Annotated in this window: 12 protein-coding genes; 1 reads left to right on the forward strand and 11 read right to left on the reverse strand. The window is 73.1% G+C overall.

Features of this window, described 5'->3' with window-relative positions; all coding sequences use genetic code 11:
* Positions 1-62: 62 nt before the first annotated feature.
* The 7 genes from bioD to ACH54P_RS17855 form a co-directional block, all read right to left on the reverse strand.
* On the reverse strand, positions 63-782 hold the full coding sequence (bioD, locus tag ACH54P_RS17825) for a dethiobiotin synthase (protein WP_489916490.1): 720 nt from the start codon (positions 780-782) through the stop codon (positions 63-65).
* Between the two features lie 50 nt (positions 783-832).
* Entirely contained in the window at positions 833-2,272 is a 1,440-nt protein-coding gene (locus ACH54P_RS17830) for an alpha/beta hydrolase (RefSeq protein WP_489914112.1), read from the reverse strand.
* A gap of 105 nt (positions 2,273-2,377) precedes the next feature.
* Positions 2,378-4,537, reverse strand: coding sequence for a SulP family inorganic anion transporter (locus ACH54P_RS17835; protein WP_489914114.1), 2,160 nt, complete (start codon positions 4,535-4,537; stop codon positions 2,378-2,380).
* Between the two features lie 291 nt (positions 4,538-4,828).
* The gene (locus ACH54P_RS17840) at positions 4,829-7,099 is read right to left on the reverse strand and encodes a bifunctional SulP family inorganic anion transporter/carbonic anhydrase (protein ID WP_489914116.1); all 2,271 of its coding nucleotides are present in this window, start codon (positions 7,097-7,099) and stop codon (positions 4,829-4,831) included.
* A gap of 289 nt (positions 7,100-7,388) precedes the next feature.
* Positions 7,389-8,669, reverse strand: coding sequence for an adenosylmethionine--8-amino-7-oxononanoate transaminase (locus ACH54P_RS17845; RefSeq protein WP_489914118.1), 1,281 nt, complete (start codon positions 8,667-8,669; stop codon positions 7,389-7,391).
* Positions 8,670-8,714: 45 nt separating this feature from the next.
* Entirely contained in the window at positions 8,715-9,857 is a 1,143-nt protein-coding gene (locus ACH54P_RS17850) for a cytochrome P450 family protein (RefSeq protein ID WP_489916492.1), read from the reverse strand.
* 80 nt (positions 9,858-9,937) lie between these two features.
* A complete protein-coding gene (locus ACH54P_RS17855) occupies positions 9,938-10,351 on the reverse strand; it encodes an SRPBCC family protein (protein WP_489914120.1) in 414 nt (137 codons plus the stop codon).
* 64 nt (positions 10,352-10,415) lie between these two features.
* Between ACH54P_RS17855 and ACH54P_RS17860 the strand changes: the two genes are divergently transcribed.
* Positions 10,416-11,039 (forward strand): nucleoside/nucleotide kinase family protein, encoded by a 624-nt coding sequence (locus ACH54P_RS17860; RefSeq protein ID WP_489914122.1) that lies wholly within the window; start codon positions 10,416-10,418, stop codon positions 11,037-11,039.
* Here the strand turns inward: ACH54P_RS17860 and ACH54P_RS17865 are convergent.
* From ACH54P_RS17865 to ACH54P_RS17880, 4 genes are all read right to left on the reverse strand, one after another.
* Positions 11,036-12,193 carry a glycosyltransferase family 4 protein gene (locus ACH54P_RS17865; RefSeq protein WP_489914124.1) on the reverse strand — a complete coding sequence of 386 codons (1,158 nt, stop codon included), beginning with the start codon at positions 12,191-12,193 and terminating at the stop codon, positions 11,036-11,038. The genes ACH54P_RS17860 and ACH54P_RS17865 overlap by 4 nt on opposite strands.
* An 86-nt stretch (positions 12,194-12,279) precedes the next feature.
* Positions 12,280-13,332, reverse strand: a complete 1,053-nt coding sequence (locus ACH54P_RS17870) for a C40 family peptidase (protein WP_489914126.1) — start codon at positions 13,330-13,332, stop codon at positions 12,280-12,282.
* Positions 13,333-13,755: 423 nt separating this feature from the next.
* Positions 13,756-14,013, reverse strand: a complete 258-nt coding sequence (locus ACH54P_RS17875; RefSeq protein WP_489914128.1) for a hypothetical protein — start codon at positions 14,011-14,013, stop codon at positions 13,756-13,758.
* A gap of 112 nt (positions 14,014-14,125) precedes the next feature.
* Complete coding sequence (locus ACH54P_RS17880; RefSeq protein WP_489914130.1) at positions 14,126-15,538, reverse strand: NYN domain-containing protein; 1,413 nt, start codon at positions 15,536-15,538, stop codon at positions 14,126-14,128.
* Positions 15,539-15,611 lie beyond the last annotated feature (73 nt).

The raw sequence follows: 15,611 nt of genomic DNA on the forward strand, positions 1-15,611 counted from the left end.
TGGTGGTGGCGGAAGCGTCCCTCATCGTGCACGACGGCACCTCGGGACGACAGCGACGCAGGTCACTTCTCGGCAGAAGCGCACCCGGCGAAAAGTTCCGGGTCGAATTCGCCGCCGAACCACGGCGAGAGCCCGGCCCGCGCCGCGGCCAGGAACTCCTCGCGGGACGCCGTGCCGAGCCCGGCGGGGAGCACGCCGAGCAGCGGCGCCCCCGCCGCGACCGGCAGGTCTTCGAGGTTGGACAGCGCCGCGAGGTCCGGTTCGGCCGGCCACGCGCCGATGATCACCCCGGCGACGGTGAGCCCGCGCTTGGTGGCGACCTCGGCGGTCAGCGCGGTGGCGTTGAGCGTGCCGAGGCCCGCTTCGGCCACGATGAGCACGAGCGAGCCGAGCGACCAGGCGACGTCGGCGAGGCTGGCGCCGGTGCCGTCGAAGCGCACCAGCAGCCCGCCCGCGCCCTCGATCAGGGTCAGGTCGTGCCCGCCGTCGAGGTCCGACGCCGCCTGGGCGATCTCGCCGGGGTCGAGCGCCGGGAGGCCGCTGCGGCGGGCGGCGGCCTCCGGCGACAACGGGTCCGGGTACCGGCGCAGCTCGCGCGTAGTCACCTCGGGCCCGGCGAGACGGACGACGTCCTGCAGGTCACCGGGCTCATCGGGGCGCACGCCCGTCTGAGCCGGTTTCAGCACGGCCGTCCGCTGCCCGCCGGCCACCGCCAGGGCCGCGATCGCCGCCGTGGTGATCGTCTTGCCGACCCCGGTCCCGGTCCCCGTCATCACCAGCATGGTCACGGACAATCAAGATAGTGACCCCCGCCCGCGGGCGGCGACCGGGTTCAGGCCGGGCAGAACGCGTCCCCGGCCGGGCGAACCCCCTCGGCCAGGTAGCGGGCCACCGTGTCGTTCGCGCAGGCGTTGGTGCCGAACAGGTACGCGCGGTGCCCGCCCTGGTCGACGGTCACCAGCCGGGCCCGGTACCCCAGTGCCGCGCGCATCTCGACGCCGCCCGGGTAGTCCGTGCCGTTGTCGCGCAGGTTCTGCACCATGAGGATGTTCGACGGGCCGCGGTCGGTGATGCGCACCTGCGGCTCGGTCTTCTGCGCCGGCCAGAACGCGCAGGCCCAGACGTTCGCCGACGCCGCGCCGAGCATCGGGTAGCGCGCCCGGTCCTCGGCCACGGCGTGCCGGTAGACCTCGACGTCCTTCGGCCAGCCGTCCATGTTGCAGACGATCGCCAGCAGCCCGGAGAAGTCGAACCCGGGCGGCAGCGGCGGCCGCGCGATCGTGCCGTTCTCGGCCTGCTGCCAGACCTGGGCGAGCAGCGGGAAGGTGGCGTCCGACTGGGTCAGGGCCTCGTTGATCCAGCGGAACGTGGCGCCGTCGACGGTCTCGATCGGCGTCTGGTCGAGCTTCGCGGCGAGCGCGAAGTACTTGGCCTTGACCGCTTCCGGCGTGCTGCCGAGGCCGTAGGTCGCGTCCTGGGCGGCGGCCCAGGCGGCGAAGTCGGGGAAGTGCTTCTCGAAGCCCGAGGCGAACCGGCGCGACCAGGTGTAGTCGAGGCCGCCCGGCCCGGTCGAGCTGTCCAGCACCACCCGGTCGGTGCGGTCCGGGTACATCGTCGCGTAGGTCGCGCCGAGGAAGGCCCCGAACGAGTAGCCGAGGAAGGAGATCCGCCGCTCGCCGAGGGCCGCCCGGATGCCGTCCAGGTCACGCGCCACGTTCCGGACGGTGATGTGGGGCAGCAGCGGCGCCGACGGCGCGTCCGCGCAGCCCTGGGCGTTCTGGCGGGCGACCGCGGCCTGCGTGTCGACGCCCGCGTCCGTCACGGCGTAGGCGGGCGGGATCATGAAGGTCACGGGCAGGTTGCACGTCACCCGGGTGCTGTTCCCGGCCCCGCGCGGGTCGAACGCGATCAGGTCGTAGGTGTCCCGGACGGCCTGCGGCAGGCCCAGGGCCAGCAGCTGCAGGGGCAGGCCGAGCTGCGAGTCGCCCTGCGAACCCGGGTTCAGCAGGAGCACGCCGCGGCGCTTGGCCGGATCGGCGGCCGGCAGCCGGGAGAACGCGAGCGTGATCTTCTCCCCCCACGGCCGCGCGTAGTCCAGCGGCGCGCTCATCGTCGTGCACTGCAGGCCCTGGCTCGGTTCGGGCACCCCGGCGCAGGGGCCCCACTGGAGTGCGGTGCCGGCCGTCGAGGCGACGGCCGGCACAGCGGGAAACCCGGTGACCGCGGCCAGCACGGCCACGGTGAGCACCCGGATACGTCTGGAAAGCGACATGCGTGCCAACCCCCTTCGGCGACCGGCGCACGGGCCCCGATCCCGTGTGCCGTGTGGACGCTAGAAGTTGGCACGCCGTCCCCGGACGGGGAACCGCCGTTCGGGCTACAGCCCGACGGCGACGAACGCGCGCGCTTCGCCGTCGAGCAAATGCACGCTCGCGGCCCCGACGTCGAAGTACATCCCGGTCAGCTGCAGCTTCCCGGCCCCTTCGGCCGCCGCGACCAGCGGATACTCCCGCAGGTGGTCGAGCTGCTGGAGCACGTTCTGCAACGCCAGCCGGTCGCTCTCGCGATCCGGGCGGATTCCGTCGACGGTGATCGGCCCGGACCGCCGGGAGGTGGGCTCGGCGTGCCGCAGCCAGTCGGCCAGCGGACCCGCGGGCGGCCCCTCTGCCAGGGCTTTCATGGCCCCGCAGGAGGAATGCCCGCAGACGACGATCTCCGACACCCCGAGCACGCCGACGGCGAATTCGATGGACGCGTTCATCGACGGGTCGGCCTGGCCGGGTGGGACGAGGTTGCCGATGTTGCGGATGGTGAACAGGTCGCCCGGCCCGCTCGTGGTGATGAGATTGGGCACGATGCGAGAATCGCCGCACGTGATGAACAGCGTGCGCGGCCGCTGGCCGTCGGCGAGCCCGGACAGCGTGTCGCGCAGCAGCGGCGCGGCCCGGCGGTGGAACTCCGTGGCCCCGCGGCGGGTCTGCTGGGCGGGGATTTCGACGGCTTCGGCCGCCTGCCACTCCGACCAGGGTGCGAGCCAGCGCGGCACGGCGCTGCTCGCGGCGAGCCGGGACCGCGTCGGGCGGCCCGCCTTGCCTTCGCCGAACCAGGGGTGGCCGACCTCGTCGACCTCCACCGCGCCGCCGGCGCGTTCGTGCGCCTGCTGCCAGGTGTGCAGGCTTTCGAACGCGGCGTGGTCGAGGTAGTCGACGACCAGTTCCAGCCGCACCGGCACCCCGGCCGGGATGGCGCCGAGCACCTTCGACAGCCGCGGCACCGACAGGAACGTCAGGACGCCTTCGACGACCACGCGCCGGGCGTCACCTTCCCCTTCGACGTGGATGCCCGACCAGACCGTGCGGCGCAGCATCAGCACCAGCGCGAGCCCGATCCCGGCGAGCACGCCGGTGAGCAGGTCGAACACGACGACGCCGCCGAGGGTGAGCAGGTAGACGGGCAGGTCGCCGTGGGCCAGGACCTGCTTCATGTGCCCGGGGTTGACCAGCTTCGCGCCGACGTGCACCAGCAGCCCGGCCAGCGCCGCCAGCGGGATGCTCTCGATCAGCCCGGCGAGCAGGACGACGAACAGCAGCACCCAGACGCCGTGCAGCACCGCCGAGGCCCGGGACTTCGCCCCGGCGGCGACGTTGGTGGAGCTGCGGACGATGACGCCGGTCACCGGCAGGCCGCCCAGCGCCCCGGAGACCATGTTGGCCGCACCCTGGCCGACCAGCTCGCGGTCGAGGTTGGCGCGCGGCCCGGTGTGCAGGCGGTCGACCGCGACCGCCGAGAGCAGGCTCTCCACGCTGGCGATCAGGGCGATGGTGACGACGGCGAGGGCGAACCCGCCCCAGCCGTCCGGCAGCTGCGGGACGAGGTGGATGTCCAGCAGGTCACCGGGGAGCTCGACGCGGGGCAGCGTCATCCCCACCGCCACGGACAGCACCGTGGTGGCGGCGATCGCCGCCAGCGGGCCGGGCACCTTGCGGACCGCCGCCGGCAGCTTCGGCCAGATCAGCAGGATCGCGATGGTGAGCAGGCCGACGACGGTGGCGGAGTCGTGGTGGGCGACGATCTGGGCGGGCAGCTCGGCGACGTTCTCGATCGCGGAGCTCTGGGCCTTGCCGCCGAGGATGACGTGCAGCTGGCCGAGCACGATCGTGACGCCGATGCCGGCCAGCATGCCGTGCACGATCGCCGGCGAGATGGCCAGCGCGGCACGGGCGATCCGGCTCAGCCCCAGCAGGATCTGGAGCGCCCCGGCGGCGACGGTGATCGCGCAGGTGACGGCCCAGCCGAAGGTCTGGATGGTTTCGGCCATGACGACGGTCAGGCCGGCGGCGGGTCCGCTCACCTGGAGCGCGGAGCCGCCGAGGGCACCGGCGACGACGCCGCCGACGACGGCGGCAACGAGCCCGGCGGCGACCGGCGCGCCCGAAGCGAGGGCGATGCCGAGGGACAGGGGGACGGCTACGAGGAAGACGACCAGTGAGGCCGGCAGGTCGTGGCGGAGCACGGCGAGGGGTCTCATGATCACCATGCAACCGGAAATCGAGTGAAATGTCCGCTATGCACCACTCGATCGGGTGAACAATTGGCCCCATTTAGCCTGAATGTCACAAATCGGACAGGTCGTTAACACGCCGTTCACAAGATCATTTCTGTCGGATGACAGTTGAATTTCGTACGACACAACGGTTTCCCGGCCTCGGGACGGGGGTCTGACGCACCGGAGGCCACCTTCGGCACGCGGGCTGAAGGTGGCCTCCGGGGTGTGGGTCGGTGTTCGCCAGGCGGACTCCGCGACCGGCGTGGCCTCCGGGCGCTCGGGTCAGTGCTCCAGGGCGCCCGCCGGCACGAAGCCGCGCGTTCCATCGTCCAAAAGGGACACCTGCGCGGCGCCGACGTCGAAGTACATCCCGGTGAGCCGCAGGGCGCCCCGCTCGAGCGCCGCCGCCACCACCGGGTAGCCGCGCAGGTTTTCCAGCTGCTGCACCACGTTCTGCAGCGCGAGCTGGTCGGCCTCGGCGGCCGGCCGCTCGCCGCCGAGCAGCAGCGGGGCCTCGCGGCGGCGGCGCAGGAGCGTCGCTTCGCCGTGGCGCAGCCAGCTGCCGAGCTGCTCGAGGCCGTCCGGCGCCTGGCCGAGCAGCGCCTTCATCGCCCCGCAGCCGGAATGCCCGCACACCACGATCTCGGCGACCCCGAGCACGCCGACGGCGTACTCGATCGCCGCGCCGACCGAGGAGTCGGTGCCGTCCGCCGGCGGTACCAGGTTGCCGATGTTCCGCACGGTGAACAGGTCGCCCGGCCCGCTCGTGGTGATCAGGTTCGGCACGATCCGCGCGTCCCCGCAGGTGATGAACAGCGTGTGCGGCTCCTGGCCGTGCGCCAGGCCGTCCCACGTGTCGCGCAGCAGGGGCGCCGTGCGGCGCTGGAACTCCGACGCGCCGCGGCACAGCAGGGAGCTGGCGGTGCGCTGGGCGGGCAGCACCATGTGCTCGGCCTGCCACTGCGACCAGGGCGCGAGCCACCGCGGCACGACGCGCGCGGCGACGCTGCGGCGCACGGTCGGCGCGCCCGAGCTGCCGCGTTCGAACCACGGGTGCCCGATCTCGTCGACCGTCACCGGCCCGGCGTGCGCCTGCTGCCAGCCGCGCAGGCAGTCGAACGCGGCGTGGTCGAGGTAGTCGACGAGCAGTTCCAGGGTGACCTCGGCGTGCGGGGGCACCTCGGCGAGCACACGGGTCAGCCGCGGCACGGAGAGGAACGTCAGCGCGCCTTCGATGACGACGCGGTGGCGGTCGGGGCTTTCCCGTTCGACGTGGATGCCGGAGAAGATCATCCGCCGCAGCATCAGCGCGAGCGCCAGCAGGATCCCGGCCGCGACGCCGGTGAGCAGGTTGACGGCCACCGCGCCGGCGAGCGTGACGACGTACACCGGCAGGTCGCCGTGGCGCCGGACCTCCTTGAGCCCGTGGAGGTTCACCAGCTTCGCGCCGACGTAGACCAGCAGCGCGGCGAGCGCGGCCAGCGGGATCAGCCGCAGGACGCCGGTCAGCAGCAGGCAGGCGGCGAGGATCCAGAGGCAGTGCAGGATCGCCGACGCGCGGGTGCGCGCCCCCGCTTCGTAGTTGGTCATGCTGCGCACGATGACGCCGGTGACCGGGAACCCGCCGAGCGCGCCGGCGGCGACGTTCGCCGCGCCCTGCCCGATGAGCTCGCGGTCGAGGTCGGTGCGCGGGCCGCCGCGGAGCTTGTCCACCGACACCGCGGACAGCAGGCTCTCGAGGCCGGCGATGAGCGCGATGGTGACGGCGGCGAGCGCGAACCCGCCCCAGCCGCCGTCCGGCAGCCGCGGCACGACGTGCAGGGACGGCAGCCCGGCCGGGAGGTCCACGCGCGGCAGCGTCATGCCGGTGGTGACGGCCAGGCCGGTGGCCAGCGCGACGGCGGCCAGCGGCGCGGGCAAGCGGCGGACGGCCTTCGGCAGGTGCGGCCACGCCAGCAGCACGGCGAGGGTGACGACGCCGATCAGCACGGCCTTGTCGTGGTGCCCGGCGATCTGCCCCGGCAGCGCGAGGACGTTGGCGAGCGCGGAGCCCTGCGCCGTGCCGCCGAGCACGACGTGGAGCTGGCCGAGCACGAGGGTGACGCCGATGCCGGCCAGCAGGCCGTGCACGATGGCCGGCGACACGGCGAGCGCGGCGCGGGCGGCCCTGGTGAGGCCGAAGAGGATCTGGAGCAGGCCGGCGGCGACGGTGATCGCGCAGGTGACGGGCCAGCCGTGGGTGGCGATGGTGTCGGCCAGCACCACGGTGAGGGCGGCGGACGGCCCGCTGACCTGCAGCGGCGACCCGCCGAAGGCGCTCGCGACGAGCCCGCCGACGACGGCGGAGATCAGGCCGGAGAGCAAGGGCGCCCCGGCGGCGAAGGCCACGCCGAGGGACAGGGGGACGGCGACGAGGAAGACGACGATCGAAGCGAGGACGTCGTGCTTGAGGAGGCCGAGGTTCTCGAGGTGTTTCAGGTGTTTCGGGTTCTTGAGGTTCTTCGGGTGCTTCGGGGGTCCGGTGTCGTGTTCGCCACGAACGATCTCGATCATGGGGGCAGGATCGCCGAAACCGGCCGAAAAGTCCGCTACGCAAGGATTTCTCGCGTTTGCCGCGGTACGGAACGGTTCGGTTTCCCGGACCTTTCAGGCGAAAAGCGCCCGCCCAACCTCCGCCGATCGCGTGGTGTGGATCTTGCTCCACCACGGAGCGCGACGATGAGGGACCTTCGGGTCTCGGTGTGCCTGCGGTCACACCCGATGTGCTGAATTCAGGCCCGGGCGGCGACCGCGCGGTTCGTGCGGGTGATCACGGCCAGGCCGTCGTCCGCCGAAACCCGGCTCACGCCTTCGCCGCCACCGCCAGCATCGCGCCGGTGATCACGGCCAGGTCGTCGTCGGTCGAAACGTACGGGGGCATCGCGTAGACGAGGTCGCGGAACGGCCGCAGCCACGCGCCCTGCCCGGTCACGATCTCCGTCGCCGCCGCCATGTCCACCGGGTGGTCGAGCTGGAGGACGCCGATCCCGCCGAGGACCCGGACGTCGGTGACCGCGGGCAGGTCGCGGGCGGGCGCGAGGCCGTCCAGCAGGGCCTTCTCGATCCGCGTCACGTCCTGCTTCCAGCCGCCGCCGGCGAGGAGCCCGAGCGAGGCGTTCGCCACCGCCGAGGCCAGCGGGTTGCCCATGAACGTCGGGCCGTGCGCGAGCACCGGCAGCGCGCCGCGCGAAATGCCCGCCGCCACCTCCGGCGTGCACAGCGTCGCCGCCATGCTGAGGTAGCCGCCCGTCAGGGCCTTGCCTAGGCAGAGCACGTCCGGCGTCACGCCCGCGTGCTCGGCCGCGAACAGCGCGCCCGTGCGGCCGAAGCCGGTGGCGATCTCGTCGAAGATCAGCAGCACGTCGTGCGCCTCGGTCAGTTCCCGCAGCGCGCGCAGGTAGGCGGGGTGGTGGAACCGCATCCCGCCGGCGCCCTGCACCACGGGCTCGACGATCACCGCGGCCAGTTCCCCGGCGTGCTCGGCGATCGCGTCCGAGAGAACGTCCAAATAGGACTCATCGGGCGGCGTGTCGAAGCCCGGAGGCGGCGCGGGCACGAAAACCTGTTCGGGCAGGACGCCGCGCCACAGCGAGTGCATCCCGCCCTCGGGGTCGCACACGCTCATCGGCGTGAACGTGTCGCCGTGGTAGCCGCCGCGCCAGGTGAGCAGCCGCCGCTTCCCCGGCAGTCCCCGCGACCGCTGGTACTGCAGGCACATCTTCGCGGCGACCTCGACCGACACCGAGCCGGAGTCGCAGAGGAAGACGTGCTCGAGCCCGTCCGGGGTGAGGTCGACCAGGGTCTTGGCCAGGGTGATCGCGGGCTCGTGCGTCAGGCCGCCGAACATGACGTGGCTCATCCGCCCGGCCTGCCCGGCGAGCGCGGCGTCGAGCACCGGGTGCCGGTAGCCGTGGATGGCCGACCACCACGACGCCATCCCGTCGACGAGCTCCCGGCCGTCGGCGAGCTTCAGCCGCACGCCGCTCGCCTCGGTCACCAGCAGCGACGGCACCTTCGCCGGCATCGGCGCGTAGGGGTGCCACACGTGCTGGGCGTCGAGGGCGAGCAGGCCGGCGGAGTCCATCCGCCGACCCTACGACACCCGCCCGGCCCCGCCGGGCGACGCACCTCACAGCCGGACGGGCAGGGTCTCCAGTCCGTGCACCAGGGAGCTGAAACGGTAGACCAGCTCGTCCGGCTTCACGTCCAGCGCCAGGTCCGGGAACCGCGCCAGCAGGCCCGCCAGCGCGATCTCGGCCTCCAGCCGGGCCAGGGGCGCGCCGACGCAGTAGTGGATGCCGTGCCCGAACGCCAGGTGGCCGCCCGCCGGGCGGGTGACGTCGAGCCGGTCCGGTTCCGGGAAGCGCTCGGCGTCCCGGTTCGCGCCCAGCAGCGAGATCAGCACGAACTCGCCCTCCGGGATCCTCACCCCGCCCGCCTCGACCGGCTCCGCGGTGAACCGCAGCGTCGCCAGGTGGATCGGGCCGTCGAACCGGAGGAACTCCTCGACGGCGTTGGGCAGCAACGCCGGGTCGGCGCGCAGCAGCGCCAGCTGCTCCGGCTCGCGCAGCAGCGCCAGCACGCTGTTGGCGATCAGGTTGACCGTGGTCTCGTGCCCGGCGACCAGCAGCAGGAACGCCATCGACACCAGCTCGGCCTCGGACAGCGAATCGCCGTCGTCGCTCGCGTGCACCAGGTCCGACAGCAGGTCCTCGGCCGGCTCGGCGCGCTTCTGCGCGATCAGCCCGGTGAGGTAGCCGAACATGTTCTGCGCCGCGGCCTGCGCGTCCTCCGGCTCCGACGAGCTCAGCAACGTCTTGGACCAGGCGGCGAACTCCGTGCGGTCGTCGGGGCGCACGCCGAGCAGCTCGCAGATCACCGTGATCGGCAGCGGCGCGGCGAACGACGGCAGCAGATCGGCCCGCTCCTGCCCGGCCAGCGCGTCGAGCAGCTCGGTGGTGATCTCCTCGATCCGCGGCCGCAGCCGGGCCACGGTCCGGCCGGTGAACGCCTTGTTCACCAGCTTGCGCAGCCGCGAATGGTCCGGCGGGTCGGTGTTGAGCATGTGGTGCCCCAGCGCCTCGCCGAAGGCGCCCTGGGTTGTCGCCCCGGCCGGGAACTTCGCCTCGAACAGCTCGTGCGCGCGGCGGTTGTCCTTCCGCAGCCGGGGGTCCGCCAGCAGCGCCCGCGCCTGCGCGAAGTCCGTCACGATGTAGCAGTCCAGCCCCCGCGGCATCCGGACCCGCCGCACCGGGCCGCCCGCGCGGAGCATTTCGGCGAACAAGTGCGCGTCCTGTGCGAAATCCTCGGTTACCTCGACCGTTGTCACAGTGCCCCCAAGTCGTCTTCCGGTCAGCGTTCGGCGAGTGCCGCCACCACGCGTTCGGTCACGTCCTGCCAGTATGCCCGCTGTTCCTCGCGTTCTTCCGCGCCCGCAAGCCATTCCTGGTGGAACCGCAGCGTGGTCCGGCTGCCCGAACCGCTCAGCCGCACCTGGACCGTCGAGTCGTGGTCCCAGTCGCTCGGCCGCCACGTGAGCCGCACCCGGTCACCTTCGGCGAAGCCGCGGATCTCGCCGACCGTGCCGTTCGCCGTCTCGTACTCCGCGCCCTTCTCCCGCGGCAGCTCGACGCCGGGGCCGAGCCAGATCGCCACGCCCTCGCGGCTCACCAGGAAGTCCCACACCTCCTCGGCGGTGTACGGCAAGGTCCGCGAAACGCCGATGTTCCACCCCACATCGGCCGTCTTCCCCACTGAAGAAGTCATACCGCCATCCTCCCACCGGGGTACGACAAAACCGGTCCCCGGCCCGGGTGGAGGATGGGAACCCGTGCGCTACCGCCCCATCTCCCCCGCCGTCCTGGCCGGCGAACTGACCGACCGCATCGACGCGCTCACCGGCCGCCGCCGGATCGCGGTCGCCGTCGACGGCGCGGCCGGTGCGACGGAAACCACAGAACTCGCGGACGCCCTGGTCGACCCGCTGCGCCTGCGCGGCCGCGCGGCGCTTCGCGTGTCGGCGCGGGACTTCCTGCGGCCGGCGTCGCTGCGGTTCGAGCACGGCCGCACGAACCCCGACGCGCGCTACACCGGCTGGCTCGACCTCGGCGCCCTCCGCCGCGAAGTCCTCGACCCGTTGCAGGAGGGCGGTTCCGGCGAGGTGCTGCCGTCGTTGTGGGACGCCGAACGCGACCGCGCGACCCGCGCCGAGCGCGTGCCGGTGCCCGAAGGCGGGGTCGTGCTCGTCGACGGCGAACTGCTGCTCGGTGCCGGCCTGGCCTTCGACCTGGCCGTGCACCTGTGGTTGTCGCCCGCCGCCCTGCGCCGCCGCGTACCGGACGCCTGGGCCGTCCCGGCCTACGAACGCTACGAGGAGGAGGTGGACCCGAGCTCCCTGGCCGACGTCGTCGTGCGGGTCGACGATCCGCGGCACCCGGCGCTCTACACGCCTTAACGGACGACGGCCACCGGGTCGCCGTCCAGCAGCCCGGACAGCCGCCCGGCCATGACGTCCCACCGCCAGTTCTCGGTCACCCACGCCCGCCCCGCCTCGCCCATCCGGCGGGCACGCACCGGGTCGGCGAGCAGGCTGGCGAGGGTTTCGCCGAGCTGGTCGACGTCCCGGCCCTCGACGACGTGCCCGGTCACCTCGTCGAGCACCGCCTCGGGAGCGCCGCCGGAGTTGCCCGCCACCACCGGCAGGCCGGTCGCCGAGGCCTCCAGGTAGACGATGCCGAGCCCCTCGACGTCGAGGCCCTTGCCCCGGGTGCGGGCCGGCATCGCGAAGACGTCGCCGGCGGCGTAGTGGGCGGGCAGTTCCGCCCACGGCACCGAACCGGTGAGCACCACATCGCGGTCCAAGCCCAGCTCGGACACCATCTGGGTCAGCTTCTTGCGGTACGGCCCGCCGCCGACGATCAGCAGCGCCGCGTCCGGGACGCGTTCGCGCAGCCGGGGCAGTGCGCGGATCAGCTGGTCCTGGCCCTTGCGCGGGACCAGCCGGGACACGCACACGACGGTCGGCCGGTCGCCGAGGCCGTGCCGGGCCCGGATCTCCGCGCGGGCGGCGGGATCCGGCCGGAACAGCTCGGTGTCCACCCCGGACGGCAGCAGCTCCAGCCCGGCCATCGCCCCGAACGCGGCGGCGAACCGGCCGCGGGTGTACCGGCTGACGTAGGTGACGACGTCCACGGTGTCGCCGATGCGCCGCAGCGCCTGCCGTGACCCCGGGAGCATGGACCAGCCGACCTCGTGGCCGTGCGTGGACGCCACGATGCGCCGCGCCCCGGCCTGGCGCAGCGGGTGGCCCAGCAGCGCGAGCGGCGCGGCCGCACCGAACCAGACGGCTTCGCAGTCCCGCGCGCGCATGATCTGCTTCGCCCGGCGAAGCACGTCCGGCGTCGGCAGCATCAGTGGCGTCGGGTGCCGGACGACCTCGAACGGCGCCTCGGCGTCGAACTCCTCGTGCGACCCCGTCCGCGACTCCCACGACGGCGCGTAGACGACCAGGTCGTCCGACGGCAGCCGGGTGGCGAGGGAGTTCAGGTAGTTCTGGATCCCCCCGGGCCGCGGCGGGAAGTCGTTGGTCACGAGCAGGGTCTTGAGCACGCCCCAGAGGCTAGCGGCCGCCGCGTGCGACGAAGGGGCGGCACCGCGTGTGCGGTACCGCCCCTCGAATCGACGCAGCTGCGAAATCACGCCGTCGGGCGGCGCGCCCCCGAATACTGGCTCTGCAGCGGCGAGATCTTCACGACGTCGCCGGTGTCCGGCGCGTGGACCATCTTGCCGCCGCCGATGTACATGCCGACGTGCGAAACGGGCGAGTAGAAGAACACGAGGTCGCCCGGCTGGAGCTGGTCCCGCGGCACCGCGGCGCCGAAGGTGGACTGCTCCCGGCTGGACCGGGGCAGCTTGATCCCGGCCTTCCCGTACGCCCAGAGCATCAGGCCCGAGCAGTCGAACGAGCTCGGCCCGGTGTCACCCCAGCCGTACGGGCTGCCGAGCTTGCTCAGCGCCGCGTCCACCGCGGTCTGGGCGGCCGCGGTGGGCGCCTGGACGTTGGGGATGCTGCCGCCCTTGTCGCCCTGCGCGGCCTTGTCGGCGGCGGTCAGGTTCTTGTTGGCGGCCTTGAGCTGCTCGATCTGGTCGTTGAGCGTCTTCTGCTTGGCCTGGATGTCCTGGGTCAGCTTCGCCGCGGCGTCGCGCGCGTCCTGCGCCCGCTTCGCGGCGTCGGACGCCTTGTTGGTGGCGTCGGTGGCCTGCTGGACGGCGCCGGTGAGGTTGCCCATCGCGGCGTTCTTGTCCGTCGCGATGACCTCGAGCGCCGAAGAGCGGTCCAGGAAGTCCTGGGTGGACGTGCCGGCCAGCAGCGCGGACAGCTTGTTCAGCTGGACACCGCTGGTGAACGACGCGCCGGCGAACTTGTCGACCTCGGACTGGTACTTCTTCTGCTTCTCGGCCGCCTGCGCGGCCTGGTCCTTCGCCGCGTTGACGTCGTTCGTGGCCTTGTCGAGCTCACCCTGCTTGGCCTTCAGGTCGTCCTGGGCCTTGAGCAGGTCTTCGTTGAGCTTTTCGGCCTGTGCCGCGAGATCGCGGTACTGGGCGAGGGCGTCCGAACCGGTGGGTGGGGCCTGGAGGGCGGGGATGGGGGCGGCGGTGGCCGTCGGCTGGGCCAAGGTGACGAGGGTGATCACCGAGACCGCGGCGAGGGCACCTGACACCACGCGCCTGACTGGATGCGACTGCACGGTCGCGCGGGTCTCCTTTGCGTCTCGGCCGCCGTCGGGGACCGGGGCACGAAGAGGCCGGGGAGTCCTCTTCGCCGCTGTCCCCACCGCCCGCGGAACGGCCTGTACTGCAACAGGTGAAGCTCGCGGTGGTGGTTCCGGTCCCCAGCTTCCCGACAAAGCTGCGTCCGGCGGCGATCTCGCGTCGCCGCCTCATCGACGGCCGTGGGCCACGAGATCTCGGACAGGTTACGAAAAGACCGCCACCGCGTCCAGGACCCGTCGGCCAAAAACTCTCCGTAGCGCCGCGAAACACCATCGGACCAGCTATGGAGAAAACATGTGATGGGCGTTACACGCTGGGGTTTCTCCGGAGGCCGTTTTGGCTACCTACCGTTCACCTGACCCGATCGACCATTCGGCGCGCCGACACGAAACGGTGGGTCAGGCGGTGCGCCGGACCGGTTCCTCGACCAGGCGCAGCCGGGGCACCATCCCCGCGTCCGCCAGCGCGTCGACGGCCCGGCGCTCGTCGGCGTCCCACACCACGGCCGGTGGCGCGCCGAGCAGCACGCTCACCACGCAGTCGTGGCAGGAGATGCCGCGCACCACGCAGCGGTCGCAATCGACCACCAGGTTCTCGATGTCCGAAACGGAGATGTGCGAGACGTCCACTTCGGACAGCTCGGGGGTGTCGCCCACGGGGTCCTCCTCACGTCGGAACTGCTGCCCCGCACGTTAGGCGCCACCACCGACAGTTTCCGGCGCTGACACATGCCGGGGCCTTCGCCACCCCGGCCCCCCAAAGATGTAGTCAGACCCGGCTCAGGCGACTGACCAGCACCGCGGAGGGCGTCGGGTGGGCGCCCCGGCCGCGGACCGAGTCCGCGACCGCGCGGTCCGACGTCGCGACGACCATGGGCCGCCCGGCGGGCTCGGCCGCGACGATGTTGCGGATCACGTCGTCGGCCAGGACCCCGCGCTCGGAGAACAGCACGCGCACCCCGCGGGGCACCGAAGCCGGCACGGAGAGCACGCCGGCGCCGTCGAAGACGACGGTGACCTCGGCGGAGGTGCGTGCGGCCAGCGCGGACAGCTGGTGGATCAGCCGGTCGCGCTGGTCGGCGAGGGCGAGTTCGGGGTAGCCGGTCTTGGTGACGTTGTAGCCGTCGACGATGAGGTGCACGTTGGGCAGCGCGAGGTAGCGGTCCAACGTGGACACGTCGGCGATCTTGCCGCCCTGGCCGAGGCCCGAGGTGGCGCCGCGGACCATGTCCGCGGGCCGGGCGCCGCGGGCGCCGAGGGCGAGTTCGCGGCGCAGGCCCGTGACGGCGCCGTCGATCGTGTCGATGAGCAGGGCGAGCCGCACCTCGTCGGCCTGCCGCGCCTCGCGGGCGGACTGGCGGGCGATGTCGGCGTCGGCGGCGGCGCGTTCGGCGCGCGCGCGTTCGGCGGCGACGCGCTGGCGTTCACGCTCGAGCTGCGCGGTGAGGGCGGCGATCTCGTCGGCGCGGGCGGCGGAACCGCGCTGCGTCTCGGCGGCCGCCGCTTCGGCCGCGTCCTTGGCCTGGCGGAGCTGGACGCCCTGCTCGCGAAGGCGCTTCAGGAGCTTCTCGACTTCGCCCTCCCGCTCGCCCCGCGCGTTCTCGGCGGCCTGCCTGGCCTCGGCGAGTTCGGCGCGGACCTGGGCGAGTTCGGCTTCGAGCCGCTGGGTGCGGGCGAGCGCGGCGTCGCGTTCGGCGCGGAGGGCGTTCTCCTCGGCGTTCTTCGCGACGAGCCGGACGCGCCCGGCGGCGCCGGATTCCCCCAGCAGGACGGCGGCGGCCGCCGCGGCGACGGACTCGGTGGCGTTGGGGTCGAGCGCGTCGGTGCGGTGTTCGCGGAGCCATTCGATGACGGCGGTGCGGAACTGCGCGGACTCGCCGAGCGCGGCGAGCAGGGCGGCCCCGCCCAGTTTGGCGCGTTTGGCGGGGGCGAACTTGGCGACGGGCCGCAGCTGCCGCGGGACGTCGGTGCCGGGCAGCTTGGCGACCGCGGCGGCCGCGAGCTCGGCGATCCGGTCGCGGACGGGTTCGGGCAGGGCGGGCCAGGTGGCGGGCTCGGGCCGCCCGCCGTCGTGGTTGCCGTCGTGGTCGGAGTCCGCGGCCGCCGGTTCCGGGCGCGACGCGACACCCGAGGGACCGACGGGGTCCCCGGGCGGCTCCGGCACGAGCGGCTGCGGGTGCATTGGTCCAGGGTAGGCCCCACCCCCGCATCCCGCCCCGCGCGCCACACGGACCCGCCTCCGACCAGCGTTCCCC

It is taken from the genome of Amycolatopsis sp. N2S4-7, assembly GCF_058119595.1.

Bases quoted from the DNA above. Each gene is read 5' to 3' on its own strand.
- bioD (WP_489916490.1), bottom strand. From the start codon at position 782: ATGCTGGTGATGACGGGGACCGGGACCGGGGTCGGCAAGACGATCACC.
- ACH54P_RS17830 (WP_489914112.1), bottom strand. From the start codon at position 2,272: ATGTCGCTTTCCAGACGTATCCGGGTGCTCACCGTGGCCGTGCTGGCC.
- ACH54P_RS17835 (WP_489914114.1), bottom strand. From the start codon at position 4,537: ATGGTGATCATGAGACCCCTCGCCGTGCTCCGCCACGACCTGCCGGCC.
- ACH54P_RS17840 (WP_489914116.1), bottom strand. From the start codon at position 7,099: ATGATCGAGATCGTTCGTGGCGAACACGACACCGGACCCCCGAAGCAC.
- ACH54P_RS17845 (WP_489914118.1), bottom strand. From the start codon at position 8,669: ATGGACTCCGCCGGCCTGCTCGCCCTCGACGCCCAGCACGTGTGGCAC.
- ACH54P_RS17850 (WP_489916492.1), bottom strand. From the start codon at position 9,857: ATGCTCCGCGCGGGCGGCCCGGTGCGGCGGGTCCGGATGCCGCGGGGG.
- ACH54P_RS17855 (WP_489914120.1), bottom strand. From the start codon at position 10,351: ATGACTTCTTCAGTGGGGAAGACGGCCGATGTGGGGTGGAACATCGGC.
- ACH54P_RS17880 (WP_489914130.1), bottom strand. From the start codon at position 15,538: ATGCACCCGCAGCCGCTCGTGCCGGAGCCGCCCGGGGACCCCGTCGGT.